22 protein-coding genes are annotated in these 25,546 nt (G+C 65.0%); 7 read left to right on the top strand and 15 right to left on the bottom strand.

Annotation, left to right across the window (positions count from 1 at the left end):
• Positions 1–15: 15 nt before the first annotated feature.
• Positions 16–759 (bottom strand): DUF4336 domain-containing protein, encoded by a 744-nt coding sequence (locus tag ABIB78_RS03395; RefSeq protein WP_429021374.1) that lies wholly within the window; start codon positions 757–759, stop codon positions 16–18.
• A 99-nt stretch (positions 760–858) separates the two neighbouring features.
• The gene (locus ABIB78_RS03390; protein ID WP_429021372.1) at positions 859–2,079 is read right to left on the bottom strand and encodes a L,D-transpeptidase; all 1,221 of its coding nucleotides are present in this window, start codon (positions 2,077–2,079) and stop codon (positions 859–861) included.
• A gap of 327 nt (positions 2,080–2,406) precedes the next feature.
• Between ABIB78_RS03390 and ABIB78_RS03385 the strand changes: the two genes are divergently transcribed.
• Positions 2,407–3,240, top strand: a complete 834-nt coding sequence (locus ABIB78_RS03385; protein WP_429021370.1) for a hypothetical protein — start codon at positions 2,407–2,409, stop codon at positions 3,238–3,240.
• A gap of 69 nt (positions 3,241–3,309) precedes the next feature.
• Here the strand turns inward: ABIB78_RS03385 and sseA are convergent, their stop codons facing one another.
• The 3 genes from sseA to ABIB78_RS03370 all read right to left on the bottom strand — a co-directional run bounded on the left by sseA (position 3,310) and on the right by ABIB78_RS03370 (position 5,908).
• Positions 3,310–4,167 (bottom strand): 3-mercaptopyruvate sulfurtransferase, encoded by an 858-nt coding sequence (gene sseA / locus ABIB78_RS03380; RefSeq protein WP_429021368.1) that lies wholly within the window; start codon positions 4,165–4,167, stop codon positions 3,310–3,312.
• A gap of 99 nt (positions 4,168–4,266) precedes the next feature.
• The gene (locus ABIB78_RS03375) at positions 4,267–4,680 is read right to left on the bottom strand and encodes a rhodanese-like domain-containing protein (RefSeq protein ID WP_429021365.1); all 414 of its coding nucleotides are present in this window, start codon (positions 4,678–4,680) and stop codon (positions 4,267–4,269) included.
• A 52-nt stretch (positions 4,681–4,732) separates the two neighbouring features.
• A complete protein-coding gene (locus tag ABIB78_RS03370; protein WP_016847779.1) occupies positions 4,733–5,908 on the bottom strand; it encodes a vWA domain-containing protein in 1,176 nt (391 codons plus the stop codon).
• Between the two features lie 366 nt (positions 5,909–6,274).
• On the opposite strand from ABIB78_RS03370, the gene ABIB78_RS03365 reads away from it, so the two are divergent.
• Positions 6,275–7,117: an AAA family ATPase gene (locus tag ABIB78_RS03365; protein WP_429021362.1), complete on the top strand. Its 843-nt coding sequence runs from the start codon at positions 6,275–6,277 to the stop codon at positions 7,115–7,117.
• Positions 7,118–7,207: 90 nt separating this feature from the next.
• On the top strand, positions 7,208–8,710 hold the full coding sequence (locus ABIB78_RS03360) for a flavin-containing monooxygenase (protein WP_429021360.1): 1,503 nt from the start codon (positions 7,208–7,210) through the stop codon (positions 8,708–8,710).
• Between the two features lie 156 nt (positions 8,711–8,866).
• Here the strand turns inward: ABIB78_RS03360 and ABIB78_RS03355 are convergent, their stop codons facing one another.
• The 6 genes from ABIB78_RS03355 to ABIB78_RS03330 form a co-directional block, all read right to left on the bottom strand.
• Positions 8,867–10,510 carry a GMC family oxidoreductase gene (locus ABIB78_RS03355; protein ID WP_429021358.1) on the bottom strand — a complete coding sequence of 548 codons (1,644 nt, stop codon included), beginning with the start codon at positions 10,508–10,510 and terminating at the stop codon, positions 8,867–8,869.
• 28 nt (positions 10,511–10,538) lie between these two features.
• Entirely contained in the window at positions 10,539–11,132 is a 594-nt protein-coding gene (locus ABIB78_RS03350) for a GNAT family N-acetyltransferase (protein ID WP_429021355.1), read from the bottom strand.
• Positions 11,133–11,264: 132 nt separating this feature from the next.
• On the bottom strand, positions 11,265–12,191 hold the full coding sequence (locus ABIB78_RS03345) for an SMP-30/gluconolactonase/LRE family protein (protein WP_429021353.1): 927 nt from the start codon (positions 12,189–12,191) through the stop codon (positions 11,265–11,267).
• Positions 12,192–13,167: 976 nt separating this feature from the next.
• Positions 13,168–14,055, bottom strand: a complete 888-nt coding sequence (locus tag ABIB78_RS03340; protein ID WP_429021351.1) for a 4-(cytidine 5'-diphospho)-2-C-methyl-D-erythritol kinase — start codon at positions 14,053–14,055, stop codon at positions 13,168–13,170.
• Between the two features lie 209 nt (positions 14,056–14,264).
• Positions 14,265–16,061, bottom strand: a complete 1,797-nt coding sequence (locus ABIB78_RS03335) for a tetratricopeptide repeat protein (RefSeq protein ID WP_429021349.1) — start codon at positions 16,059–16,061, stop codon at positions 14,265–14,267.
• Positions 16,062–16,509: 448 nt separating this feature from the next.
• A complete protein-coding gene (locus ABIB78_RS03330; protein WP_429021348.1) occupies positions 16,510–18,171 on the bottom strand; it encodes an electron transfer flavoprotein-ubiquinone oxidoreductase in 1,662 nt (553 codons plus the stop codon).
• Between the two features lie 96 nt (positions 18,172–18,267).
• Between ABIB78_RS03330 and ABIB78_RS03325 the strand changes: the two genes are divergently transcribed.
• Positions 18,268–18,447, top strand: coding sequence for a hypothetical protein (locus ABIB78_RS03325; protein ID WP_429021346.1), 180 nt, complete (start codon positions 18,268–18,270; stop codon positions 18,445–18,447).
• Positions 18,448–18,465: 18 nt separating this feature from the next.
• Positions 18,466–19,290: a uracil-DNA glycosylase gene (locus tag ABIB78_RS03320; protein ID WP_429021556.1), complete on the top strand. Its 825-nt coding sequence runs from the start codon at positions 18,466–18,468 to the stop codon at positions 19,288–19,290.
• 100 nt (positions 19,291–19,390) lie between these two features.
• On the opposite strand, the gene ABIB78_RS03315 is transcribed toward ABIB78_RS03320, so the two are convergent.
• From ABIB78_RS03315 to ABIB78_RS03300, 4 genes are all read right to left on the bottom strand, one after another.
• Positions 19,391–20,899, bottom strand: a complete 1,509-nt coding sequence (locus ABIB78_RS03315; protein ID WP_429021343.1) for a glycosyltransferase family 39 protein — start codon at positions 20,897–20,899, stop codon at positions 19,391–19,393.
• 249 nt (positions 20,900–21,148) lie between these two features.
• Complete coding sequence (locus tag ABIB78_RS03310; protein WP_429021342.1) at positions 21,149–21,901, bottom strand: ribonuclease HII; 753 nt, start codon at positions 21,899–21,901, stop codon at positions 21,149–21,151.
• A gap of 78 nt (positions 21,902–21,979) precedes the next feature.
• Complete coding sequence (locus ABIB78_RS03305) at positions 21,980–22,426, bottom strand: VOC family protein (RefSeq protein ID WP_429021341.1); 447 nt, start codon at positions 22,424–22,426, stop codon at positions 21,980–21,982.
• Between the two features lie 155 nt (positions 22,427–22,581).
• The gene (locus ABIB78_RS03300) at positions 22,582–23,748 is read right to left on the bottom strand and encodes a PA0069 family radical SAM protein (RefSeq protein WP_429021338.1); all 1,167 of its coding nucleotides are present in this window, start codon (positions 23,746–23,748) and stop codon (positions 22,582–22,584) included.
• 163 nt (positions 23,749–23,911) lie between these two features.
• On the opposite strand from ABIB78_RS03300, the gene ABIB78_RS03295 reads away from it, so the two are divergent.
• Together ABIB78_RS03295 and ABIB78_RS03290 are read left to right on the top strand one after the other, a co-directional pair.
• Positions 23,912–24,481, top strand: coding sequence for a glycosyl transferase (locus tag ABIB78_RS03295; protein ID WP_429021336.1), 570 nt, complete (start codon positions 23,912–23,914; stop codon positions 24,479–24,481).
• Between the two features lie 66 nt (positions 24,482–24,547).
• Complete coding sequence (locus ABIB78_RS03290) at positions 24,548–25,489, top strand: bifunctional helix-turn-helix transcriptional regulator/GNAT family N-acetyltransferase (protein ID WP_429021334.1); 942 nt, start codon at positions 24,548–24,550, stop codon at positions 25,487–25,489.
• Positions 25,490–25,546: the final 57 nt, after the last annotated feature.

Raw genomic sequence — 25,546 nt, 5'->3', positions numbered from 1 at the left:
CAGCATTCGCTGCAACTAGCCGAGCCAGCGGAATGCGCGTTCGAGCTCGGCGCGGCCGTTCCGGTCATACCAGCGCCCATGGGCAAGGATGATCCGTTCCGGATCCCATTCGATCATGCAGGTGACAGCGGCCTGCAGCGCGGCGCGGTCGCGCGAGAACGTCAATCGCATGTCGCGTGGCGTGCTGCCGTCCGGATCGCGCACGCCGCCGAGCCAAGTCAAGAGCCGCATCAACGGCGAGCGAATTCGTTCGGCTTCAAAATTCTCGATCAGGTCGGTCAACAGTAAAGTCCGCGACGGCCGATGGAAGAACACGGCCTCCGTCATATAGCTGCCAGCGACCGGAAGCGTCGCGATCCACTGGTCCCACGGATAGCCGGATCGCTGATCGAGCGGGTCGCCATCAAGAGCGAGCCGGTCGCCTCCCTGTTGCGCAATTCCGCGCGCGAGAAACACGCGCGCATCGGGATAGGCGGCATGCCATTCCGGAATCCACCAATAATGCAGGCGGTTCGGCCCGATGATCCAGCTCGGCACGCCCAAGCGCGCGACCGCGATCTTGAGTTCATCCACCAGTGGGGTCGGCGAGTGAATGAAGAGCCGCGCACCCGGCAGACGAAAGATCGTCGCGCGCGTCGGAAACGGCATCTTGAGCCAGCGCGTACCAAACCGGATCACAGGGCCATCGACGATCCACACGTCGTCGGTAACCGGCTTCGGCGTGTTCAGCGGCGGATATGTCAGGTTGGATTCCTGCAACGCATTGCCTCACGGCGGCAACGCCGAGACAGGCCGGCTTGTTGCAATAAAAAAGGCGCGCTGTTCGCGCGCCTTTTTCTTGAAGAATTGCCGGTTGGCCTAGCGCACCGTGACCGGTGCGGGCAGCGGCTGCACCGAGGTCGGCTGCGTGCCGGGCAGCGGCGCGGCCTGGGCGGGGGCCATCGGGTTCGGGGGCGGCGCGGCCGAAGCCGTCGTCGTGCCCGGGGCTGCGCCGCCGGGCAGTACGACCACGCGGGTGCCGACCTTGGTCCGCTCGAACAGATCCGAGACGTCCTCGTTCAGCATGCCGATGCAGCCCGACGAGACGAACTTGCCGATGGTCGACGGCTGGTTGGTGCCGTGAATACGATACACGGTCGAGCCGAGGTACATCGCGCGGGCACCGAGCGGGTTGCCGGGTCCGCCGGCCATGAAGCGCGGCAGATAGGGCTGACGCTCGATCATCTCCGTCGGCGGATGCCAATCCGGCCACTCGGCCTTACGGGTGATTTTCTGCACGCCGGTCCAGGTGAAGCCGTCGCGGCCGACACGGACGCCGTAGCGGATCGCCCGGCCGTTGCCGAGGATGTAATAGAGATAGGTGTTCGGTGTATCGACCACGATCGTGCCAGCCGGCTCCTTGGTGGCGAACGCCACTTCCTGGCGGCGGAGGTTGGGCGGCAGTTGCGCGGGGCCGTTCTCCGGCTGCTCATCGGGCGGCAGCGCCGCGATCTGCACCGGCTTGCCATTGGCATCGACCGGCGCCTGCTGCTGCGGCACGGCTCCGGTAACTCCCTCGGGCGGACGCATGCCGCCGCGGTCGTCGCCGTAGGAAACTCCGGCGGCGGGAACACCATTGTCGCGATTGGCTTGTTGCGCGCCCGGACGATCACCATAGATCACCGGCGGCGGCCCCATGGGACGGCCATAGCGGGGATCATCGGGCGACATCACCGGGCCAGTCGGCGCACCACGATCGGAATAGACCGGAGCGTTCATCGGACGGCCATAACGCGGATCGTCCGGCGACATTACCGGACCGGTCGGCGCACCACGATCGGAATAGGCCGGCGCACGGCCATAGCGCGGATCGTTCGGCGACATCACCGGACCGGGCGGCGGCAGTGCAGCCGAGTCCTGCGGCGCTTCATCGTCATTGAGGGCGTCGAAATCCGGCAGGTTGCCGGGCGGATAGGGCTGGGGCGCGGTCGAATAGGCTGTGCCTTGGGGCGCCGGATAACCCTGCGCATGCGCGAGCGAGGTTCCTGCCACGCCGAGAGCCGCGGCAACGCAAATCGTCAGAATGCGGTTGATCATCATTGCTCTTGTATAGTCCCCAAGCCACACCGGACCGTTAACGGCCCAATGAAGGAAGATAGCGGCGCATTCAAGACAATTCCACGAAACCCGGGCTATTTCGGGCTCATTGTGATTTCGCGTCAACGCTGCGGCAAAGATGTCTCATGGCCCGGCAAAGTCTGTCTACGTGGCCAAAGTCATCAATCGCCCGCATTTTGTAACAAACAGTCGCGGGACGTTGCGATATCCTCGAATCAGCCTGATTCGCACTCGCGACGCCGGCTTTCTCGTGTGGTCACCGCGTTCCCTTGACATCAACACCCTCCGTAGAAGGGGGAACCCGCGCCCATGCTCCCCGGCCTTCGTTTCCTGTTCGCTGCGATCGTGCTGGCGACCTCGCTTCTGGTGTTCGGGTTAGGGGCAGCCGCGCTGTTTCGCGCGGCGCACGAGGAATTCGCAAGTATTCCGGCCCGCATGGCACCGCCCGCGCCGCAGTTCGCGCAGCAGCCCGAGACGCCGCCGGTGCTTGCTATGGTGCGTGTCGACCCGTCCGCCGCCGCGGACAAGGTGGCGGCCGATACTCCGGCAGCCTCGACCCCGTCCGAACCAGCCGCATCCGAGTCGGCCGCTCCCGCCGAAGTCTCGCCTCCGGCCGAACCGGAGAAGGTCGCCGCTGCCAAGGCGGATGATCCGTCCGCGCCGCCCGAGCCGGAAGCCCCGGCAACCGAGACGCCCGCACCAGCACTATCCGCCGACGTCGCTCCGCAACCTCCGACCACAGATTTCCCGCCGGCATCGCAACCGACACCCGCGGCCACCGAACCGTCGACCACCGAGGCCAAGGTCGCCGCAGTGGCCGATCCGCCTGCTGCAACCAGCGAGCCCCCGCCTGCTGCTCCGGCACCAGCGATGGCCGTGCCGGAGCCCTCGCCGCCGCCGTCACCGGAGGCCATCGCGGCCGCAACGAAGATCGCAACGCTGGGCGGACCTGAAGTTGTTGTCGACGCGCCGGCGGCGCCGAAGGCCGCCGAGGCGAAGAAGCCCGAGCGCAACGCGAGCGGCAAGCCGACACACCGCAAGGAGCGGCGGCGGATTGTTCGCGCGCGCCCGGTTCGACAGGTCATGCAGCAGCAGATCGATCCGTTCGGCCAGACCACCCTGGTGCCGGTCACGCGGCGTTAGGGCTCTTGTCTTGACGCGTTTTCTTCACGCCAAACGTCGTCCGCTTCGTCCGAAATCGCCAGTTGCCGATCAGGCCGGTCCCGTCGCGATCGGCGGGCCGCTCGCCTGCCCCCATTCCGACCACGAGCCGTCATACAGCGCGCTCTCGGTGACGCCGAGCCGGTAGAGCGCAAGCGTCAGCACGCCGGCCGAGACGCCGGAGCCGCAGCTCGTGACAACAGGCGCATCAAGCTTCACGCCGGCACCCGAGAACGACTTGCGCAGATCGTCGAGCGGCTTCATCTCGCCGGTCGCGGCATCGAACAGCTGGTTGTAGGGCACGTTGCGGGCGCCCGGGATGTGGCCCGCGCGAATGCCCGGCCGCGGCTCCGGCGCGCGGCCCTCGAAGCGATCGGCGGCGCGCGCATCGATCACCTGCTCGGCACGGCTTTCGACATTGGCGATCATCTGCTCGATGCTGCGCACGCGCTTCGGATCGTAGCTCGCCTTGAACGTTGCAGGCTTCCGCGTCACCTCGCCGCTCTCGACCGCCCTGCCCTCGGCGCGCCACTTCTTCAGGCCGCCGTTGAGAATCCGCACATTGCGATGGCCATAGGACAGGAACATCCACCAGGCGCGCGGCGCGGCGACCCAGCCGCCGGCGTCATAGATCACGACGGTGTCGGCATTGCTGATGCCGAGCCCACCGATGTCGCGACCGAACTGCTCGGCGCTCGGAAACATGTGTGGCAGCGGATTGGAGTGGTCGGACACCGCGTCGACGTCGAAGAACACGGCGCCGGGCAGATGCGCTGCGAGATAATCGTCCTTCGGCAGCGGCAGCACGCCCGGCAGCTTGAAGGTCGCGTCCAGCACCTTGACGTTGGCGTCGCCGAGATGCGCGGCCAGCCATTCGGTCGATACGAGCGGATCGTCGGTGGTGGTCATCTTACGTGTCTCTCCATCGTCATTGCCGGACTTGATCCGGCAATCCATCTTGCTTCGTAACGATGGACACGCGGGTCAAGCCCGCGTGTGACATCTTGCTCAGCTCTTCTTCTTCGGCTCCCACGCCTCGATCGGACCGCCGGCTTCGCGCCAGGCTGCGAAGCCGCCGCCCATATGCGCGACCGGCTTCAGGCCCATGTCCTTCGCGGTCTTGGCGGCGAGCGCCGAGCGCAGGCCGCCGGCGCAGTGGAAGATGAACTTCTTGTCTTCCTGGAAGATCGGCTTGGCGTAGGGGCTGTTCGGATCGATCCAGAACTCGAGCATGCCGCGGGTGCAGGAGAACGCGCCGGGGATCTTGCCGTCGCGCTCGATCTCGCGGGGATCGCGGATGTCGACGATCACGACGTCGTTCTTGCCGATCAGCGTGATCGCATCGGCCGCGCTGATGGTCTCGATCTCGGCATTGGCCTCGTCGATCATCACCTTGATGCCGCGGTGGATGTTCTGGGGCATGGGGCTCTCCCTGGATGTTGTTGGCGCGCCCGCCGGCGCGACGCCTCGTGCGTTACCGCACCAGCTCCCTCATCGCGTTCTCCAGACCCTCGATCGTGATCGGATACATGCGCTCGGAGAACAGGCGGCGGATGATGGTGGTCGATTCCGAGTAGTCCCAGTGCTTCTGCGCCACCGGATTGAGCCACACCGCGTGCGGATAGGTGCGGATGATGCGGTCGAGCCAGACCGAGCCAGCCTCTTCGTTGACATGCTCGACCGAGCCGCCGGGAACCATGATCTCGTAAGGCGACATCGAGGCGTCGCCGACGAACACCACCTTGTAGTCGTGCGGATACTTGTGCAGCACGTCCCAGGTCGGCGTGCGATCGGTGAAGCGCCGCTTGTTCTGCTTCCAGACGCCTTCATAGAGGCAGTTGTGGAAGTAGAAATATTCCATGTGCTTGAATTCGCTCTTGGCGGCCGAGAACAGTTCCTCGACCTGCTCGATATGCGAATCCATTGAGCCGCCGATATCGAAGAACACCAGCACCTTAACTGCGTTGCGCCGCTCGGGGCGCATGTGCACGTCGAGATAGCCGTGGTTGGCGGTCTCCTTGATCGTGGTGTCGAGGTCGAGTTCGTCGGGCGCGCCGGTGCGCGCGAACTTGCGCAGCCGCCGCAGCGCGACCTTGATGTTGCGGATGCCGAGTTCGACATTGCCGTCGAGATCCTTGAACTCGCGCTTGTCCCACACCTTGACGGCACGGTTGTTGCGGTTCTTCTCCTGCCCGATGCGCACGCCCTCGGGATTATAGCCATGGGCGCCGAACGGCGAGGTGCCGGCCGTGCCGATCCACTTGCTGCCGCCCTGGTGGCGGCCCTTCTGTTCCTCGAGCCGCTTCTTCAAGGTCTCCATGAGCTTGTCCCAGCCCATGGCCTCGATCTGCTTCTTCTCTTCCTCGGTGAGATATTTCTCCGCGAGCTTCTTCAGCCACTCCTCGGGGATCTCCGCCTTGCCCATGGCGTCGAGCAGGCTCTCGAGCCCCTTGAACACGGTGCCGAACACCCGGTCGAACTTGTCGAGATTGCGCTCGTCCTTCACCAGGGCGGCGCGCGACAAATAGTAGAAGTTCTCGACCGTCTGTTCGGCGAGATCGGCGTCGAGCGCTTCCATCAAGGTCAGATATTCCCGTAGCGTCACGGGGACCTGGGCGTCGCGCAGCGATGTGAAAAACTGCAGGAACATACCCATCTAGATCGCCCGCGGGGCCGGTGGCGTCAAGGGCCCCCGGCCGTGCTTCATCCCGAGATCAGCCATCCGCTTTCACCCGGTTACCTCTGCCATCTTCAGTTCGTGGAGGCGCCCGCACCGTCGCGACCGGGTCGCACCACGCCGACAGTCATTCCGCAGAGCGGAAAGATGACGCCTGACATTCCATGCGGAAGTCCGCGTCAGGCACCGCTGCGCCGCGGAATCCACGCTAGACCGCCCCGCTTTTTCAACTAGAATTGCACCGGACAAGACATTGGACAGGACATGCGACCGCTGCGAGAGCGGTCGTTTCGTGTGGGGGCCCGGGCCGCCAGCGAACGCAGCAAGGCAAAGAGATAGATGAAATTCACGGGTACCAAGGATTACGTCGCCACCGATGACCTCAAGGTCGCCGTCAATGCCGCCATCGTGCTCGAGCGCCCGCTGCTGGTGAAGGGCGAGCCGGGCACCGGCAAGACCGTGCTGGCCGAGGAAGTCGCCAAGGCGATCGACGCGCCGCTGCTGACCTGGCACATCAAGTCGACCACCAAGGCGCAGCAGGGCCTCTACGAATACGACGCGGTGTCGCGCCTGCGCGACAGCCAGCTCGGCGACGCCCGCGTGTCCGACATCAAGAATTACATCAAGCGCGGCAAGCTGTGGGAGGCCTTCACCCACGAGAAGCGCCCGGTGCTCTTGATCGACGAGATCGACAAGGCCGACATCGAATTCCCCAACGACCTGCTGCTCGAACTCGACCGCATGGAGTTCCACGTCTACGAGACCGGCGAGACCATCAAGGCGAAGCTGCGCCCGATCGTGATGATCACGTCGAACAACGAGAAGGAACTGCCGGACGCCTTCCTGCGCCGCTGCTTCTTCCACTACATCAAGTTCCCCGACGCTGAGACGATGAACAAGATCGTCGACGTGCACTTTCCCGGCATCAAGAAGCGGCTGGTGGAAGAGTCGCTGCGCATCTTCTTCGAGGTCCGCGAGGTGCCGGGCCTGAAGAAGAAGCCCTCGACCTCGGAGCTGCTCGACTGGCTCAAGCTGCTCTTGAACGAGGACATCACGCCCGAGATGCTGCGCGAGCGCGATCCGCGCAAGCTGATCCCGCCGCTGCACGGCGCGCTGCTCAAGAACGAACAGGACGTGCATCTGTTCGAGCGGCTGGCGTTCCTCAGCCGCCGCGAAGTCTAGCTTCGATATCGGCAGGCGCCGGGGCAATGGCTCCGGCGTTTTGCTTCCACAGCACAACGAACAAGCCAACAAACAAGAAGACCAGGGAAGATGAACGTCCAGACCCAAATTCGCGCCGCAGAGCCCGTCACGACCGAGCACTTCGACGTGCTGATCGCAGGTGCCGGCATCTCCGGCGTCGGCGCCGCCTATCACCTCACCACGCAATGCCCCGGCACCAGCTTCGTGGTGCTGGAGACGCAGAACACCTTCGGCGGCACCTGGTCCACGCATCGTTATCCCGGCATCCGCTCCGACAGCGACCTGCACACCTTCGGCTATCGCTTCAAGCCGTGGACCAGCGCGCCGATCGCCAGCGCGACCGAGATCCTGAAATACATGGGCGAGGTGATCGAGGAGAACGACCTCAACAGCCACATCCGCTACCGCCACACCATCACCGCGGCGAAGTGGTCGAACGAGACCAATCTCTGGACTATCGATGCTGTCCGTATCGACACCGGAGAGCAGCTGCGCTTCACCACCAACTTCTTCTGGATGTGCCAGGGCTACTACCGCCACGACGCGGGCTATACGCCCGAGTGGACCGACATGGCGAAGTTCAAGGGCACGGTCGTGCATCCGCAGACCTGGCCCGACGACCTCGACTACAAGGGCAAGCGCGTGGTCGTGATCGGCTCCGGCGCCACCGCCGCGACCCTGATCCCGGCGATGGCCAAGGACGCCGGCCATGTCACCATGCTGCAACGTTCGCCGACCTACTTCCGCACCGGCCGCAACGCGATCGAGATCGCCGAGGAGCTGCGCAGGCTGCAGGTCGACGAGCACTGGATCCACGAGATCACACGCCGCAAGATCCTGTTCGAGCAGGACGCGTTCACCAAGCGTACCTTCGCCGAGCCGGAGGGCGCCAAGAAGGACCTGCTGTCGGCGGTCGAAGCCTATCTCGGCAAGGACTACGACATCGCCACCCACTTCACGCCGCGCTACCGGCCGTGGCGGCAGCGCATCGCCTTCATTCCGGACGGCGACCTGTTCCAGGCCATCAAGGGCGGCAAGGCGTCCGTCGTCACCGACGAGATCGACCGCTTCAGCGAGAAGGGCATCCTGCTCAAGTCCGGCACGGAGCTCGAGGCCGACATCATCATCACCGCGACCGGCTTCCACCTCTCCGCCAATGGCGGCATCGACTTCGAGATCGACGGCAAGCCGCTCGACTTCGCCGACACGGTGACCTATCGCGGCATGATGTTCACCGGCGTGCCGAACCTCGTCTGGGTGTTCGGCTATTTCCGCGCCAGCTGGACCCTGCGCGTCGATCTGGTCGGCGACTTCGTCTGCCGCCTGCTGCAACACATGAAGGCGACCGGCGTGAAGAAAGTGACGCCCGAGCTGCGGCCCGAAGACCACAACATGCCGCTGCTGCCGTGGATCGATCCGGAGAACTTCAACCCCGGCTACATGATGCGCGGCATGCACCTGCTGCCGAAGCGCGGCGACAAACCGGAATGGCAGCACAACCAGGACTACTGGGCCGAGAAGGACGAATTCCCGGCGATCGACCTCGAGGATAAGGCGTTCGTCTACGGCTGAGCTCCTTCTCTTCCCCTTCTCCCCGCTTGCGGGGAGAAGGTCGGGATGAGGGGGACTCTCCACGCGTTCAGTGCGCGGAGAGTCCCCCTCACCCGAAATTCGCGTCCCGCGAATTTCGACCTCTCCCCGCAAGCGGGGCGAGGTAAGCAAGCTCTCTCACGCATATTCCGGCAGTTTCGCCGCAGCCTCCGGCGTCCTGCCGCGGATCATGTCTGAGGCCTTGTCGGCGATCATCAAGGTCGAGGCGTTGAGATTGGCTGAGATCATCCGCGGCATGATCGAGGCGTCGATCACGCGCAGGCCTTCCATGCCATGGACCCGAAGCTGGTCGTCGACCACGGCCCAGGGCGCGTCGGCCGGACCCATCCGGCAGGTGCAGCCGGGATGGAAGGTGGTGGTGCCGCGCTGGGTCGCGGCCGCGAGCAGCTCGTCGTCGCTCGTGACCTTCGGGCCGGGAAAGTCCTCAAAGGCGAAATACGGCTTGAGCGGCTCGGAGGCGAGCAGCCGGCGCGCCAGCTTCATGCCGGCGACGACGACGCGGCGGTCGATCTCCTCGGCCAGGTAGTTGGTCTGGATGATCGGCGGCGCGAACGGATCGGCGGAGCGGATGCGGACATAGCCACGGCTCTCCGGCCGCTGCTGCCATGACGCCACCGTCATGCCGGGCTCATCCTCGAGCTGGCCCTGCACGCCTTCCTTGTAGCTCGCCGGCGTGAAGGTGAGCTGCAGGTCGGAGCTCTCGGTGGTCTCGCCGGAATGCCAGAAGCAGTAGACCATGGTCGGCGACAGCGACAACAGCCCGCGCCGCGTCGTCGCCCATTTCAACGCCTCGCCCCACAGGCTGAAGCCGCGGCGAAGCTCGTTGATGGTCCGGATATTCTTGACCCGTGCCACCGAGCGCGGCGCGTAGTGATCCTGCAATCCTTCGCCGACACCGGGCAGCGCGTGGCGCACTTCGATGCCGTGCGACTGCAACAACTCGGGCGAGCCGACGCCGGAGAGCTGCAACAGTTGCGGCGAGTTGTAGGCACCGCCGGAGAGAATGACCTCCTTGGTGGCCCGGATCTCGAGCGGATCGCCGTGCTTGCCGCCGCGGTTGTAGCGCACGCCGACCGCCCGCTTGCCCTCGAAGACGATGCCGGTGACGTGGGCATGCGTGCGCACGTCGACGTTCGGCCGCCGGCGCGCCGGATGCAGGAACGCGGTCGCAGCGCTGACCCTGCGGCCGTTCAGGATGGTGCGCTGGCAGTACGACACGCCCTCCTGGATCTGGCCGTTGTAATCAGGGTTGCGCGGAATGCCGAGGCTGACCGCGCCTTCCATGAAGGCCTCGCAAAGCGGATCCTGCCAGTCCATCGTGGTGACCGTGAGATTGCCGTCGCGGCCGCGATAGGTGTCGTCGCCCTCGCCGATCCGCCGCTCCATGCGCCGGAAATAGGGCAGCACATCGGGATAGCCCCAGCCGCGATTGCCGAGCTGCGCCCAGGTGTCGAAATCCTGGCGCTGGCCGCGATTGTAGATGTGGCCGTTGATCGAGGACGAGCCGCCGAGCGTCTTGCCGCGCGGCGCGTAGATGCTGCGCCCGCCGGTGTAAGGACCCACCTCCTGCTGGTAGGCCCAGTTCACGCTCTTCATGTGGAAGGTCTTGATGAAGCCGGCCGGCAGATGGATGTAGGGATGCCAGTCGCTCGGCCCCGCCTCGAGCACACACACCCTGACAGCAGCGTCTTCACTCAACCGGTTGGTTAGCACGCTCCCGGCGGAACCTGCGCCGATGATCACATAATCGAACGTTTCCATCGTCTCGCTTCTGGCGCCGACCGAAGTGTCAGCGCGGCTTTTCGTTGAGTTGATAGTTGAGATGCGCCTTCACCGTCGGCCACTCGCTGGCGATGATGCTGTAAACCACGGTGTCGCGCAACGTGCCGTTGGGCGCGATCTGATGGCTGCGCAGGATGCCGTCCTGCTTGGCACCCAAGCGCTCGATGCCGCGCCGGCTCTGGTGATTGAAGAAATGCGTGCGGAACTCGACCGCGATGCAATCAAGCTTCTCGAAGGCATGGTTGAGCAGCAGCAGTTTGCATTGCGTATTGACCGCGCTGCGCTGCACACGCCTGGCGTACCAGGTCGAGCCGATCTCGACGCGGCGGTTCGGCGTGTCGACGTTCATGTAGGTCGTCATGCCCGATATCCTGCCGTCGGCGTCGAACACGGTGAACGGCAACATTGATCGGGCCGCCTGCAACCCAAGCCTTCGGTCGATCTCCTTGGCCATGTTCTCCGGCTGCGGAATCGCGGTGTACCAGAGGTTCGAGAGACCACCGTCTTTCACCGCGTCGACCAGCCCGTCGCGGTGATCGTGTGACAGCGGTTCGAGCCGCGCATGTGCGCCGCGAAGGGTGATCGGTTCAAGCCAGGGCATTCGAACATCCTCTACGTAGAAGCGGATCTCACTCTAATCGTCATTGCGAGCGAAGCGAAGCAATCCATTTATCCGCACATGCGGATCGATGGATTGCTTCGTCGCTTCGCTCCTCGCAATGACGGTAGCCGATCATTTATTCAGAAAATTCAGCGGCAATCCCGGCCGCGACCAGTCCATCGCGATCAGCTCGCCCTTGCCCGACAGTGTGATGTAGGCGGTCTTCAGATCAGGCCCGCCGAACGCGATGTTGGTGGTGACACGGTCGCCGGTCGGCACCTGCTCGACCACCGTGCCATCGGGCGTGATCACCGAAATGCAGCCCGAGATCAGGGTCGCGACGCAGATATTGCCTGACGCTTCGACCGCGAGCGAGTCGAACATCTGGTAGCCGCCGAGGCCGGCGATCGGCTTACCGCGCTCGCCGCGATAGATCACGTCGCGCGGCTTGATGGTGCCGGGCTCGGAGACCTCGTAGGCCCACAGCCGAGCCGTCGGCGTCTCCGCGATGTAGACGGTCTTTTCGTCCGGCGACAGGCCGATGCCGTTGGCCGGCAGGATGCCGTGCACGGCCTCGACGATCTCGTTCATGCCGGGCTTCAGATAATAGAACGCGCCGACATCCATATCGCGGGCGCGGCGCTTGCCGAGATCGGAGAACCACAGGCCGCCCTGCCTGTCGAACACCAGGTCGTTCGGTCCGCGCAACTCGTGCTCGCCGCACTTCATCACCACAGTCTCGACCTTGCCGGATTGCAGATCGACGCGCTGGATCGAGCCGCCGAGATAATCCTCCGGCTGCGGCCCCGGCATGATCATGTTGCGGGTCGGGATCCAGGAGAAGCCGCCATTGTTGCAGATGTACATCTTGCCGTCGGGACCGAGTGCCGCGCCATTCGGGCCGCCCGGCACCTTGGCGACGATCTCCTTGCGCCCGTCGGGATAGACCCGGGTCAGCCGCTGGCCGCGGATTTCGACCAGCACGACCGAACCGTCGGGCATGACGACCGGACCTTCGGGAAACTCCAGATCGGTGGCGAGAACTCGGATATTGGCCATGGCATCCTCCCGGCTCTTTGGCTGCACGCGGATTCCGAACGACCCCGCGCGCGCAACGTTGTTGTTTCATCCTGTTATGGCAAACGGGGTTTGGCTTGCCAAGCAATCAGGGGCGCAACGCTGCCCGGCGTTGAGGTGGGGCGATGCCGTTAATGACAGAGTTGTCCTGGCGAGGCGCCGATGTCGCGACATCCACTAGTGTCGTCCCGGCGCAGGCCGGGACCCATACGCCGCAGCGGATACTGTGAACGGGACTCGTCGTTCCAGCATCGCGCAACAAGCTGTATTTGGGGTTATGGGCCCCGGCCTGAGCCGGGACGACGGCGAGTGTGTGGAGTTGTCACACATACATTCGCGTTCTCGCGACATGGATTGTCCGAGCTTTGGATTTCGTTTCACCCTCCTCTCGCAGAGGGCGCAGGGAAAGCCGGGTGCCGATCGCACCCATGGGCCCCGAGCAAAAGGTAGAAAGCTCGGGGGTAGGACCACAGGTGTAACCGGAGCAATCCGGCTTTCCCTGCGCGATGGGTTACGGCTTATACGTGCTCTCCCCGGCGAGACTGGGCTTGCTTGTCACCGTCTCCGCAAAAACGCTTTCGCGTTTTGCGGGGAGACACCTACCACTAGGGCGTCAGGACCACACGACTTCACCGTCCGCCTCATGCGCACTCGTCAGTTGCGCAATCGGCGTCCACCGCATCTCACCACAACACCCGTGACGATGCGCAGCGCCCCTCAATCGGGTGAGACGGGCGGACCATACACTGAGTTGCGCTTCTGATAAAGCGAAATGTTTTCGCGCGGGAGGATTGACAGGTTTTTGCTGTGTTGCCCGTCGGGTTGTTTTGTCGCACCCTCTCTCATTCCCCGGTGCGCAATTGCGCACCTGAGGGCATCGCGAAGCCGCAGAACTCGTAGAGAAATGGATTCCGGGTTCTCGCCTACGGCGAGCCCCGGAATGACGAGGGGAAAAAGCTCAGCTCAGCGTGCCCGCATGCACCCACCAGCCCGGATAATCGGTGCGGAGCCGTTCGCCGGCGGACCGAGCGTCGGCATCGGTGGCGAAGATCGCAAAGCAGGTCGCACCGGAGCCCGACATCCGCACCAGACGAACGCCCCTGGTGTCACGCAAGGCAGACAGCACATCGCTGATGACGGGCTCGATGCGCGCGGCGGGGGCTTCCAGATCGTTGGTGCCGCGCGAAAGCGCTGCGATCCAATCGTCGAGCGCGCGGCCGGCCTCCGGCCAGGATGATGCCTGCATCATGACGTCGGTGGCGCCGATCAGCAGTTCGCCATTGCGCAGGCCGAGCGCATTGAAGACATCCTTGGTCGCAACCGGCAGGCGCGGATTGACCAGCACGCAGGGCAATTTCGGCAGGTCGAGCGGCAGCAGGCCTTCGCCGACGCCTGTCATGTCACAGGCGCGCGAGGCCACGCACGCCGGCACGTCGGCGCCGGTCTGCAGCGCGACCTCCATGATCCTGCTATCGTCGATCGAAAGCTCGTTGAGCCGCGCCAAAAGCCGCAGCGCGGCCGCGGCATCCGCCGAGCCGCCGCCGATGCCGGCCGCAACCGGCAGCACCTTCTCCAGCGTGAAGTGGCCGACTTCGAGATCGGCGACGCGCTCGCCGAGCAGGCGCGCGGCCTTGAGCACCAGATTGTCTGACATATCGCCGCAGGCATCGGCCAGCGGCCCCGCCATCGAGAGCGACAGCTCGCCGCCCGGCTCGAGCGTGAGACGATCGGCGCAATCGGCAAACGCGACGACGCTCTCCAGGTCGTGAAACCCATCGACGCGCCGCCCGACAACCTTCAGTGTCAGGTTGACCTTGGCACGCCCTTCTTCAATCAGCGCCGGCACGGCGATAAACCCCTAAAAAAAACATCGTGATGCGATTAGCGTAAATCGCCGCACGATCCTATCCCTTTGTTTGGATGGAAATTCCGAGTTTCGGCATGGCTGACGCTTCAGCGCCGTCATGGCCAAGACGTAGATGCCCGGGACAAACCCGGGCATGACGTCCTATCGAAGAATGCCGCGCGAGGACGCGAGCCCAGATCCTTACCGGATCAGCCGCCCTTGCCGTCGTCGTCCTTCTTCTTGTCGTTCTTGTCGGCGGAGGCGGCGTTCGAGGTGTCGTCGGGCAGGCCGTTGTCGATCTTGGCCTGGATCTTCGGCAGCTCTTCCGGCTCGGGCTTGAGGTCGCGCGCATGCGCCCACTGGAACTTGGCTTCCAGCGTGCGGCCAACGCGCCAATAGGCATCGCCGAGATGGTCGTTGATGGTCGGATCTTCCGGCTTCAGATCGATCGCGCGCTCGAGGTTCTTCACCGCCTCGTCGTAATTGCCGATCCGATAGTAAGCCCAACCAAGGGAGTCCACGATGTAGCCGTCGTCAGGGCGCTGATCGACGGCACGCTTGATCATCTTCATGCCTTCGTCGAGGTTGATGCCCTGGTCGATCCAGGAATAGCCGAGATAGTTCAGCACATGCGGCTGCTCGGGCTGCAGCTCGAGCGCCTTGCGCATGTCGGCCTCGGCCTTGTTCCACTGCTTGGAGCGTTCCTCGCAGATACCGCGGTAGTAATAGGTGACCCAGGCGTTCTTGTCGCCGCCGGCGGCCGGCAGCGCGTCGATCGCCAGAGAATAGGTGGTGGCGCAGTCGCCGAACTTCTTGCGGCCGCGCTCGATATTGCCGAGCGCCAGGATCGCCTCGATGTCCTTCGGCTGATCGGCGGTGACTTCCTTCAGGATCTTGATCGCCTCGTCGCTACGGTCGGCGGCGTCGAGATTGGTCGCGAGCTGGATCTGCGCGTTGCGCTTCAGCGGCGACGACGCCGGCATCCGCTCATAGACCTTGATCGCCATCTGCGGCTTTTTCACCGATTCATAGAGATCGGCGAGCGACAGCAGCGCCAGCGGATGGTTCGGCTGCAGATAGAGCGCGAGCTGCAGGTAGACCAGCGCGAGGTCCTCGCCGCCACGGCGGGTCAGCGTCGCACCGATGCCGTACAGCGCTTCCGCAGCGCCGGCCTGCGGGCTATCGACCAGCGGCGGCAGCTTCTTGCCGGCCTTGGTCTCCTTGATGCCTTCAAGCACCAGCGGATGACGCGGCAGCTTCTTGTCGAAGGCCTCGTACATCGCGGTCGCTGCGGCGGCATCCTTGTTGCGCGAGGTCCAGCGCGCATATTCGTCGACCGTGCGCAGCATCGAATCGTCGAGCTTGTAGACGCGCTCGAAGCGGGCGCCGGCATCCTTCTCCTTGCCGGCGAGCTCGTAGATCATGCCGGCATGCAGATCCTTGAAGATCGGATACCACTCGGGCCCGGTCAGCTTGTCGATGCTGGCGACCGCAGCCTTGCTGTCGCCGGCGCCATAGGCCGCCCAGGCCGACAGCAGCGTCGCCACCAGATCGGTGATCGGGCCGCGGACCGACTGGTTGATGTTGGACTGCGCGGCAGCGTATTTCTTCAGCTTGAGGTCGCGCACGCCGACGACCAGGCGCGCGACGCGGTTGGCCTTGTCCTGGGTCAGGATGCGGTCGGCGAGCTTGACCGACTCCTCGATGTCGCCGTCGGCGAGCGAGGAGATGAAGGCGCGGTCGAGCAGCTCGGAATTCTTAGGGTCGGTGCGCAGCGCCGAGCGGTAGAACGCCGCGGCCGAGGACGCATCGCGCTCGACGCTGGCGTGGCGGGCGGCGAGATAGCTGCCGGCTGTGGTCAGCGACTTCAGATCGGTCCTGCTCGGAAATTGCGCGGTATTGTCGGTCGGATGGTCGGGCGTCTGTGCCGACAGCTGCGCAGGCACGGCAAGCGCCGCGGCAGCAAGAACGGCAATCGTCAGGCGGTTGAAACGGGTGGACAGCATCACGGTCGCCTTGCTCCAGGGGTTTAAGGCCACGAAGGATTTACGGCCAAGATCTTCGCGACAGGTCTTGCGATCAGTCTCAAAATGCGAACCCAAGCGGCGGCATCACGGCGAGGGACAATGCCGCTTTTGGCGTTTATCCGCAAGGATCGCCCAAAGGCAACCCATGACGAATCAATTGGCAGATTAGGCCTTTAGGCCCGCCGATCCAGCCAGCCCCACCGCAAGACGCTCCCACTATGGCGGTATCGTGACCAGGCCCGGCATATTCGCGTGCGGTCGCAAAAAGCGCCGGATACTGGCGCGCCGCCCCCTGTTCCGCGTCTCCAATTGTATCCGACGTGCAATCCGGCCGCTCCACACGAGAGGAGGCCAAGCGGAGATTGCGGCAGGCGGCGCTGTTGCCTCACGCAAATGTGGTCGGCCGCCCTAGCCTTACGCCTTGGCTTCACATCGCCTCGTAGTTCGGACCGCCGCCACCCTCTGGAGGAACCCAGGTGATGTTGCCGTTGGGATCCTTCACGTCGCAGGTTTTGCAGTGGACGCAATTCTGGGCGTTGATCTGGAAGCGCGGACCTGCGGACTCCTCGACCCACTCATAAACGCCGGCCGGGCAATAGCGGTTGGAGGGACCTGCGAACACGTCGTGCTCCGACGTCTTCTGCAGGTTCATGTCGGCGACCTTGAGATGGACCGGCTGGTCTTCCTCATGGTTGGTGTTGGACAGGAACACCGACGACAGCTTGTCGAACGAGATCTTGCCGTCCGGCTTCGGATAGGCGATCGGCTGGTGCTGCTTGGCCGGGTCGAGCGTCTTGCGGTCCGGCTTGGCGTGCGACTGGGTGCCGAACAGCGAGAGGCCGAACAGCGTGTTGGTCCACATGTCAAAGCCGGAGAGCACCATTCCGAACATGGTGCCGAACTTCGACAACAGCGGCTTGGCATTGCGGACCTTGTAGAGATCCTGACCGATCGCGGACGAGCGCCAGGCGTTCTCATAGTCGACGAGCTCGTCATTGGCACGGCCGGCGCCGAGCGCGGCTGCGACGTGCTCGGCGGCCAGCATGCCCGAGCCCATTGCGTTGTGGACGCCCTTGATGCGCGGCACGTTGACGAAGCCCGCGGCGCAGCCGATCAGCGCGCCGCCCGGGAACGAGAGCCGCGGCACCGACTGGTAGCCGCCTTCGGTGATGGCGCGCGCGCCATAGGCAAGGCGTTTGCCGCCCTCGAACACGCCGCGGACCGACGGATGGGTCTTGAAGCGCTGGAATTCATCGAACGGCGACAGATAGGGATCGTCGTAGTTCAGATGCACGACGAAGCCGACCGCGACGCGGTTGCCGTCGTAGTGATAAAGGAACGAGCCGCCGCCGGTCCTGTCGTTCAGCGGCCATCCCAGCGTATGCTGAACCAGTCCGTTCTGATGTTTCGCCGGGTCGATCTGCCAGACTTCCTTCAAGCCGATACCGAACTTCGGCGGCTCACTCTTGGCGTCGAGCTGATATTTCGCGATCAGCTGCTTCGACAGCGAGCCGCGTGCGCCTTCGGCGAACAGCGTGTACTTGCCGACGAGTTCCATGCCGCGGGTGTAGGAATCCTTGTGGCTGCCGTCCTTGGCGATGCCCATGTCGCCGGTGGCGATGCCCCGCACCGCGCCCTTGTCGTCATAGAGCACCTCAGTGGCGGCGAAGCCCGGATAGATCTCGACGCCGAGCGCTTCCGCCTTCGGCGCCAGCCAGCGGCAGACATTGCCGAGCGAGCCGATGTAGCAGTGATGATTGTCCATCAACGGCGGCATCATGAAGTTCGGCAGACGGAACCAGCCTTGCGACGTCGCCCAGTAGAAGCGGTCGTCCTTCACCTGCGTCTTCAGCGGACAATCGGCGTCGTCGCGCCAGTCCGGAACGAGCTTGTCGAGCGACACCGGATCGATCACGGCACCCGACAGGATGTGCGCGCCGACCTCGGAGCCCTTCTCCACCACGACGATCGAGAGCTCCGGATTGAGCTGCTTCAGCCGGATCGCGGCCGACAGGCCCGATGGGCCGGCGCCGACGATGACGACGTCGAATTCCATAGACTCGCGCGGAGGGAGGTCTTCAGCACTCATGATCTCTGGTCTCAGCCCATTGAGAACGCTTCTAAGCTTTTCAAAAGTCGTTGTTTCCGATTTTTGACCGAAGGACAACCACGGAATTGCGCTTCCATGGATTTGCACGGCCCGGATACCGCAGAAAATAATCTTTTCCGAAAACCGGTCTCCACTTTTCCGGATCATGCGCTAAAGGGCGATGCGATTGGTCTGAATCGCCATCGCGCTTTAGCTCCTTGTTTAAGCATGATCTTTTCGGAAAACCGCTTCACACTTTTCCGGATCATGCTCTAGATTGCAGCCATCATGGCCCTGACGCCCGAGCCCACCCCTACACTGCAGCAATTGCTGGCCTTTTACCTCGAGGCCGGGGTCGATTGCGCGCTCGGCGATGAGCCGATCAACCGGCTCGAGGAGCCCGAGCCAGTTCCCGCACCGGCCGCGCCGCGGCCGCTCGCTGCACTCAATCCGCTGCGTCCCCCGCCGATGCCAGCAGTTCCGCGCAGCGAAATCGCCGTCGCGCCGGATGCCGCGATCGCCTCCGCGCGCGAGGCCGCGCGGACCGCGCCGACGCTTGAAGCCTTGCGCACGCTGATGGAGACGTTCGACGGCTGCGCGCTGAAGCACACCGCGACCAGGCTGGTGTTCGCCGACGGCAATCCGGAAGCGCGCGTGATGTTCGTCGGCGAGGCGCCGGGCCGCGACGAGGATATCGAGGGCCTGCCGTTCGTCGGCCGCTCCGGCAAGCTGCTCGACCGCATGATCGCGGCGATCGGGCTCGATCGGAGCAAGGCCTATATCGCCAACGTGATCCCGTGGCGTCCGCCGGGCAACCGCACGCCAACGCCGCAGGAGACGCAGGTGTGCCTGCCCTTCATCCAGCGCCATATCGAGCTGGTGAATCCCGACGTGCTGGTGACGCTCGGCAATCCCTCGACGCAGGCGCTGCTCGGAACGCGCGAGGGCATCATGCGCACGCGCGGCAAATGGATCGACTACGACACCGGCACGCGCACGATCCGCGCCGTCGCGACCTTCCACCCGGCCTATCTGCTGCGCTCGCCGTCCTACAAGCGGCTGTCGTGGCAGGACCTGCGCGCGATCGCGAAGGTGCTGCAGCAGGCGAGCGCTTCGTAGCCCGGATGCAGCGCAGCGCAATCCGGGTCTGACCACGGAGATTGAGGAAGCGACCCCGGATTTCACTTCCGCTTCATCCGGGCTACTGCTCCGCATAAAATTACGACCCGTTCGGCCGCACGATCGCCCAGCCGATCCGCAGCACCGGCTGCCGCCCATTGACCAGCCGGTCGAACGAGCGCGGCACTTCCGGCACGAGGCCGGGGAAGCGCTGCGCGAGTTCAGGCGGCGGCGTGCCGGCGGTGTCCTGCGCGCGCCAGACCACGACGCCGCCGGTCTCGTTGAATTTTGCGACCGACAGCCACGGCGTCCGCTGCGGCGCGGCGTCGAGCAGGAGATGCGGACGGCGCCCGTTCATCGCAACCAGGCTGGCGATTTCGGGATCGCCGGCGACCGCGCGCAGGCGCCGGTTGGTGCGGCGCTCATAGCTGTCGTCGAAGAAGCGCCCCATCGCGGCGGCCGGCAGCGAGGTCGGCGCCTCGGTGGTGCTGGTCCAGGGCAGGAACAGCGCTACCGCCAACGCCACGGCCGCGGGCGCGGCGACGGCGAAGGCCCAGACCGAGCGCAACAGCCGCTGCCGCCTGAGCGGGATGAGATCGCCGGTCGCGACGACGACGGCGAGCCCCGACATCAGGAGCGCCGGGCCGGCGCCGCCGAAGGCGCGGTCGAGATTGAACAGGCCAGAGACGAAGCTACCCGCAATCGCAGGCGCGAACGCGAAGAAATACACGAATTGCTGCGCCAGCGGACTGACCGGTGGACGGTAGATGATCGGCGCGTCCTCGGCATCGCGCGCGAACCAGCGCGAATTGAGGACCGCCAGCAGCGCGATCGCGGCGGTCGCCACGATCAGCCCGCCGAGCACGACGCCCCAATGCAGCGCGCGCGCCTTGAGATCGGCGAGCGCAGGCAATGCCGGTAGCGCCAGCACGTCGGCACGGACCAGCCAGATCAGATAGGGCAGCGCCAGCACGATGATGACCAGCACCGCATAGAGCGGATCGACCGACTTGAGCGTGCGCCGCCCGCGCTCGGTTGCAAGGGCGAAGCCGATCACGAGCAGGATCATGCCGATCGCCGCCGGCGTCGCCAGCAGCAGCAAGCCGCAATCGATCGACCAGGCGAACCAGGCGGCGCGCCGATTCTGCCCGATCAACTGCCAGGAATGCAGCAGCAACAGCGCCCACAGCGGACGCGCCAGGATCAGCGGGCCGAACTCGACACCCGGCGAGGAGAACACCACGACCGTCATCGACAGCAGCACCGCCAGCACGCCCTGCGGGCCGCCGACGATGGCGCGCGCCAGCTGGTAGAAGGTGATGAAGGTGGCGATCTCGCAGACCTGCGCCAAGAGGTAGACGCCGAACACGTGATTGCCGGCGGCGCGGAAGGCGATGTCGGCGAGCCAGAACGCGAGCGGCGGCCCCATGTCGGTGCCGACCAGATATTCGCGGCCGAAGGCGAGGATGGTGGCGAGATTGCCGGGCGGGCTGCCGTAGAAGATCACAGGCAGGAACAGCCAGATCGCCGCCTGCACGAGCACGACGACCCAGACCACGAGGCGCGGCCGGGCGCGGATCAGTTCGACAACCAGGGAGGTAAACCGCATGAAACGCCTGAAATGCCCCAGCCACCCGCATCCAGCGGCGCCATCTGGTCCCAAGGGTTTGATAACGGTCGGCGGCAGTGGAGGCAACGGTATTGGGTGAGTCCGCTGTACGACGTCAAACACGGACGTCATGCCCCGCGAAGGCGGGGCATCCAGTACGCCGCGGCGGTTGGCCCAAGCACAACGGCCTCTGGAATACTGGATCCCCGCATGCGCGGGGATGACGCGTGGGATGTTGGCGCAGCCGCGCTACGCCGCCTCGGATGCCGCGGCGTCGCTTTCCGCGTCCACCGTGAACAGGTCGCGCTCGACCAGCTCCGGAAAATGCTTCAGCCGCGCGGCGACGACGGGAGCGAAGAAGCTGCGGTGATGGGTGCTGGGGCCGAGCCGGTCCAGCGCCTCGAGGTGCTCCGGGACCGCGTAGCCCTTGTGCTGCTCAAACCCGTAGCCGGGGCAATCCAGCGCCAGCGCGCACATCAGGCGGTCGCGCGTCACCTTGGCGATGATCGAGGCCGCCGCGATCGAGGCCACGATGCCGTCGCCGCCGATCACGGCGTCGCAGTCGCAGGACGTGGCAAGCTTGTCGCGGCCGTCGACGAAGACGTGCTTCGGCATTTCCGGCAACGCGTGCACCGCGCGCGCCAGCGCCCACAGCGAGGCGCGCAGGATATTGTCGCGGTCGATTCGCGCCGGCGAGGCCACCGCGACGGAGAACGCGGCCGTGGCGCAAATCTCCTCGAACAGTTCCTCGCGGCGCTCGGCGGTCAACCGCTTGGAATCGTCGAGGCCCTTGGGAACGCGCGCAGGGTCCAGCACCACGGCGGCGGCGACCACGGGTCCGGCCAGCGGACCGCGCCCGGCCTCGTCGCAGCCGGCGACCGGCCAGACGCCCTGCTTGATCAGCGCACGCTCGCGCCGGAAGCTCGGCCGCGTCACGGCGATGACGCGCTTGTCCGGCTTGGTTGGTTTGGCCGGCGTCTTTTTGGCTTTGTCCCGAATCATGCGGGGATGGTGATCAAGCAAGGCCCGCGGCGCAACCGGGAACCGGGCGCCCTTCCCCGTTATTCAATTGCGCCGGTTCTAATCGGGCATCGACACCCGCCCATTGCCGCCGACCTCAAAGCCCGGTGCGCGCACCACCTCCCAGGCGTGACCGTCGGGATCGCCGAAATAGCCGCAATAGCCGCCATAGCTGGTCGGCTGCGCGGGTTTCAGCAATGCGGCGCCTTTCGACAGTGCGAACGCCATCACACGATCGACCTCCGAATCATCGTTGCAGTTCCAGGCAATCGCGACGCCGCGGAACGCTGAAGGCCGCGGCTGATCGGGCAGCCCGGCATCGGCGGCAAGCAAATGCCACGGGAACAGCCCGAGCACGGTGCCGCCGGTGTCGAAGAAGGCGACCTCCTCGCCGGTCGCGCTCATCTTTCGGACGAAGCCGAGCGATTCGTAGAAGGCGATGCTGGCGCGCATCTCGCTGACGCCGAGCGTGAGGACGGTGAAGCGGGCGGTCGGAGCGTTACTCATGTTTTACCTTTCCCGTCATTGCGAGCCACCGGGTCGCGCGAATGCGCGCCCGATGACAGGCTCCGCGAAGCAATCCATTGTGCCGCATCTGCCGAGACATGGATTGCTTCGTCGCTTCGCTCCTCGCAATGACGATCATCACGGATTTTTAGCACCTAGAACAGGCTCAGCTGCTGCCCGTTGCGCTTCGGCTTGGCGAAGTGATCGGTGGTCAGCTTGGTGCGCCGCTTGTTGAGGCCGAGCTTCTCGCAGGCGATCTCGAAGCGGCGGCCGATCATCCAGGCCATCGGGCCGGTGCCCTTCATCCGGGTGCCCCATTGCGAGTCGTAGTCGCGGCCGCCGCGCATGTCGCGGATCAGCGTGAAGACGTGACGATAGCGGTCGGGATAGTTCGCCATCAACCATTCGCGGAACAGATCGCGCACCTCGAGCGGCAGCCGCAGCAGCACATAGCTCGCCTCCCTGGCGCCGGCATGCGCGGCGGCATCGAGGATGCGCTCGATCTCGGAATCGTTCAGCGCCGGGATCACCGGCGCGACCATCACCGTGGTCGGGATACCGGCGTCAGCGAGCCGCTTGATCGCCTCGAGCCGCTTCGGCGGGGTCGAAGCGCGCGGCTCCATGGTGCGGGCGAGCTTCGGGTCGAGCGCCGTCACCGAGAGCGCGACCTTGGCGAGATTGCGCTTGGCCATCCGCGCCAGGATGTCGATGTCGCGCGTCACGAGCGCCGACTTGGTGACGATGCCGACCGGGTGGCCGGCGCGCTCCAGCACCTCGAGGATGCCGCGCATGATTTTGCGTTCGCGCTCGATCGGCTGATAGGGATCGGTGTTGGTGCCGATCGCGATCATCCGCGCCTCGTAGTCCGGCGCCGCCAGCTCCTTCTCGAGCAGCGCGGGCGCGTCCGGCTTGGCGAACAGCTTCGATTCGAAGTCCAGCCCCGGCGACAGGCCGAGATAGGCGTGGGTTGGCCGCGCGAAGCAATAGACGCAGCCATGCTCGCAGCCGCGATAGGGATTGATCGACCGGTCGAAGCCGATGTCCGGCGAGTCGTTGCGGGTAATCACCTTGCGCGAGGTGTCCAGCGCCACGGTGGTCTGGAACGGCGGCAGGTCTTCAAGGCTCTGCCAGCCGTCATCGAAGGCCGTCCGCGCCTCGGCCTCGTAGCGGCCGCTGGTATTGGACTGCGCGCCGCGGCCACGCCGCCGCTCGCGCTCGATCGCGACCGCAAGTTCGGGAAAAGGGGTGGGTGCACCCGCCGGGTTATCGGAGGGCGCCGTTACCGGCGGGTGCTTGAGGGCATGAGAGGATGCTCGGCTCATGTTCTGAAGCTAGCACAGCTTGAGAACAAATCAAGAACATGAACCAAGAAATTCCACAAAGTGATGGCGTAAAAATCTGCAGGCGAACAGGCTGCTTTGAATATGACAAGGTGATAACACGGCCGGAGTTTCTCCACCGTCTGAGCCACCGAAGCCTCAAATCATGCTGAGCGTGATCATTCCAACCGACGGGGTCGAGCGCACCGCGGTCGCAACATTGGCGGCGCTGGTGCCGGGCGCGGCTGCGGGCGTCGTTCGCGAGGTGCTGCTGGTCGACCGCACCAATACAGACATCATGGAGCGCGTCGCCGACGTCGCCGGCTGCGGCTTCCTGCGCTTCGAGGGCACGCGTGCCGCAGCTCTTGCCGCTGGCGCACGGCAGGCGCGTTCGCCCTGGCTGATGTTCCTGCATCCGGGCGCGGTGCTCGACGCCGGCTGGATCGAGGAGACCACCCAGTTCATCCAGATGGTGGCGGCCAGCGGCAAGGACCGCGCCGGCGTCTTCCGCTACGCCCGCGCGCCCTACTCCGACCCCGGCCTGCGCGACGGCCTCAAATTCGTCGCCCGGATGATCACCGGGCCATCGGCCGAACAGGGCCTTCTGATCGCACGCGAGCATTACGAACGGATCGGCGGCTACCGGCCCGACGCCCGCCGCTCCGAGGCGCGCCTGCTGCGCCGGCTCGGCCGCTCCTCCCGCACCATGCTGCGCAGCCGGATCATGGTGGCGTAAGCCCCGCTCGCAGAAAACGTGGGGGAGCCCTTGCCATTTATTTGATTCCGTCAAATAATATGTTTGATGAAATCAACTTCCAATGACACCTCGCTCGAGAGCCAGGTCGCCGCGGTCCGCGGCTTCAGCCGGTTCTACACCCGCAAGCTCGGCATCATCGAGCCGAAGCTCTTGCACTCGACATTCACGCTGCAGGAAGCGCGCATTATCTACGAGCTCGCGCATCGTGCGGATTGCACCGCGACCGATCTGGTGCGCGATCTCGACCTCGATGCCGGCTTCGTCAGCCGCACGCTACAGGCCTTACAGCGCCGCCAGATCGTGACGCGCAAGCCGTCGAAAGTCGACAAACGCATCAATGAGATCACCCTCACCGCCAAGGGCCGCGCCGCGTCTGCCGACCTCGAAAGCCGCTCGCGCAGCGAGGTCGCGGCGCTGCTGAAGCAGATCGATGGCAGCCGCCGCGCCGCGGTGGTGCGCGCGATGGGCACGATCGAGCAATCGCTGGAGCCGCCGACCGAAAAGCCGGTCGGCTTCCTGCTGCGCAGCCATCGCGGCGGCGACATGGGCTGGGTCGTCTCGCGACAGGGACAAGCCTACGCCGAGGAATATGGCTGGGACATCAGCTACGAGGCATTGGTGGCCGAGATCTGTGCGCAGTTTCTGCGATCGTTCGATCCGGCCCGCGAGCATTGCTGGATCGCGGAGGTCAACGGCGAACCGGTCGGCTCGATCTTCCTGGTCAACGGCGGTGACGGGATCGCGAAACTGCGCCTGTTGCTGGTGGAGGAGAAGGCCCGCGGGCTCGGCGTCGGCCGCGCCCTGGTGGAGCAATGCGTCCGCTCCGCACGCGAGATGGGCTACAGGAAGATGACGCTGTGGACCCAGAGCATCCTGGTCGCCGCGCGCGGCATCTATGCCCGTGCCGGTTTCCAGCGTGTCAGGGAAGAAAAGCACCACAGCTTCGGCGTCGACCTGGTCGGCGAGACCTGGGAGCTGGAACTTTAGCTGATCCGCAGATTCACTTCACCTCCCCCGCTTGCGGCAGAGGGGGCGCAGTCTCGT

This window comes from Bradyrhizobium sp. I1.14.4 (assembly GCF_050435825.1).
GTDB lineage: Bacteria > Pseudomonadota > Alphaproteobacteria > Rhizobiales > Xanthobacteraceae > Bradyrhizobium.
This window is presented reverse-complemented; position numbering and strand designations above follow the sequence as displayed.

Excerpts from the sequence above, each read along its gene's own strand:
- ABIB78_RS03390 (WP_429021372.1), bottom strand. The coding sequence starts at position 2,079 with ATGATGATCAACCGCATTCTGACGATTTGCGTTGCCGCGGCTCTCGGC.
- ABIB78_RS03375 (WP_429021365.1), bottom strand. The coding sequence starts at position 4,680 with ATGCCCCAGAACATCCACCGCGGCATCAAGGTGATGATCGACGAGGCC.
- ABIB78_RS03335 (WP_429021349.1), bottom strand. The coding sequence starts at position 16,061 with ATGCTGTCCACCCGTTTCAACCGCCTGACGATTGCCGTTCTTGCTGCC.
- ABIB78_RS03330 (WP_429021348.1), bottom strand. The coding sequence starts at position 18,171 with ATGAGTGCTGAAGACCTCCCTCCGCGCGAGTCTATGGAATTCGACGTC.
- ABIB78_RS03325 (WP_429021346.1), top strand. The coding sequence starts at position 18,268 with ATGGATTTGCACGGCCCGGATACCGCAGAAAATAATCTTTTCCGAAAA.
- ABIB78_RS03300 (WP_429021338.1), bottom strand. The coding sequence starts at position 23,748 with ATGAGCCGAGCATCCTCTCATGCCCTCAAGCACCCGCCGGTAACGGCG.
- ABIB78_RS03360 (WP_429021360.1), top strand. The coding sequence starts at position 7,208 with ATGAACGTCCAGACCCAAATTCGCGCCGCAGAGCCCGTCACGACCGAG.
- ABIB78_RS03350 (WP_429021355.1), bottom strand. The coding sequence starts at position 11,132 with ATGCCCTGGCTTGAACCGATCACCCTTCGCGGCGCACATGCGCGGCTC.
- ABIB78_RS03385 (WP_429021370.1), top strand. The coding sequence starts at position 2,407 with ATGCTCCCCGGCCTTCGTTTCCTGTTCGCTGCGATCGTGCTGGCGACC.
- ABIB78_RS03365 (WP_429021362.1), top strand. The coding sequence starts at position 6,275 with ATGAAATTCACGGGTACCAAGGATTACGTCGCCACCGATGACCTCAAG.
- ABIB78_RS03345 (WP_429021353.1), bottom strand. The coding sequence starts at position 12,191 with ATGGCCAATATCCGAGTTCTCGCCACCGATCTGGAGTTTCCCGAAGGT.
- sseA (WP_429021368.1), bottom strand. The coding sequence starts at position 4,167 with ATGACCACCACCGACGATCCGCTCGTATCGACCGAATGGCTGGCCGCG.
- ABIB78_RS03305 (WP_429021341.1), bottom strand. The coding sequence starts at position 22,426 with ATGAGTAACGCTCCGACCGCCCGCTTCACCGTCCTCACGCTCGGCGTC.
- ABIB78_RS03290 (WP_429021334.1), top strand. The coding sequence starts at position 24,548 with ATGAAATCAACTTCCAATGACACCTCGCTCGAGAGCCAGGTCGCCGCG.
- ABIB78_RS03315 (WP_429021343.1), bottom strand. The coding sequence starts at position 20,899 with ATGCGGTTTACCTCCCTGGTTGTCGAACTGATCCGCGCCCGGCCGCGC.
- ABIB78_RS03295 (WP_429021336.1), top strand. The coding sequence starts at position 23,912 with ATGCTGAGCGTGATCATTCCAACCGACGGGGTCGAGCGCACCGCGGTC.
- ABIB78_RS03310 (WP_429021342.1), bottom strand. The coding sequence starts at position 21,901 with ATGATTCGGGACAAAGCCAAAAAGACGCCGGCCAAACCAACCAAGCCG.
- ABIB78_RS03355 (WP_429021358.1), bottom strand. The coding sequence starts at position 10,510 with ATGGAAACGTTCGATTATGTGATCATCGGCGCAGGTTCCGCCGGGAGC.
- ABIB78_RS03370 (WP_016847779.1), bottom strand. The coding sequence starts at position 5,908 with ATGTTCCTGCAGTTTTTCACATCGCTGCGCGACGCCCAGGTCCCCGTG.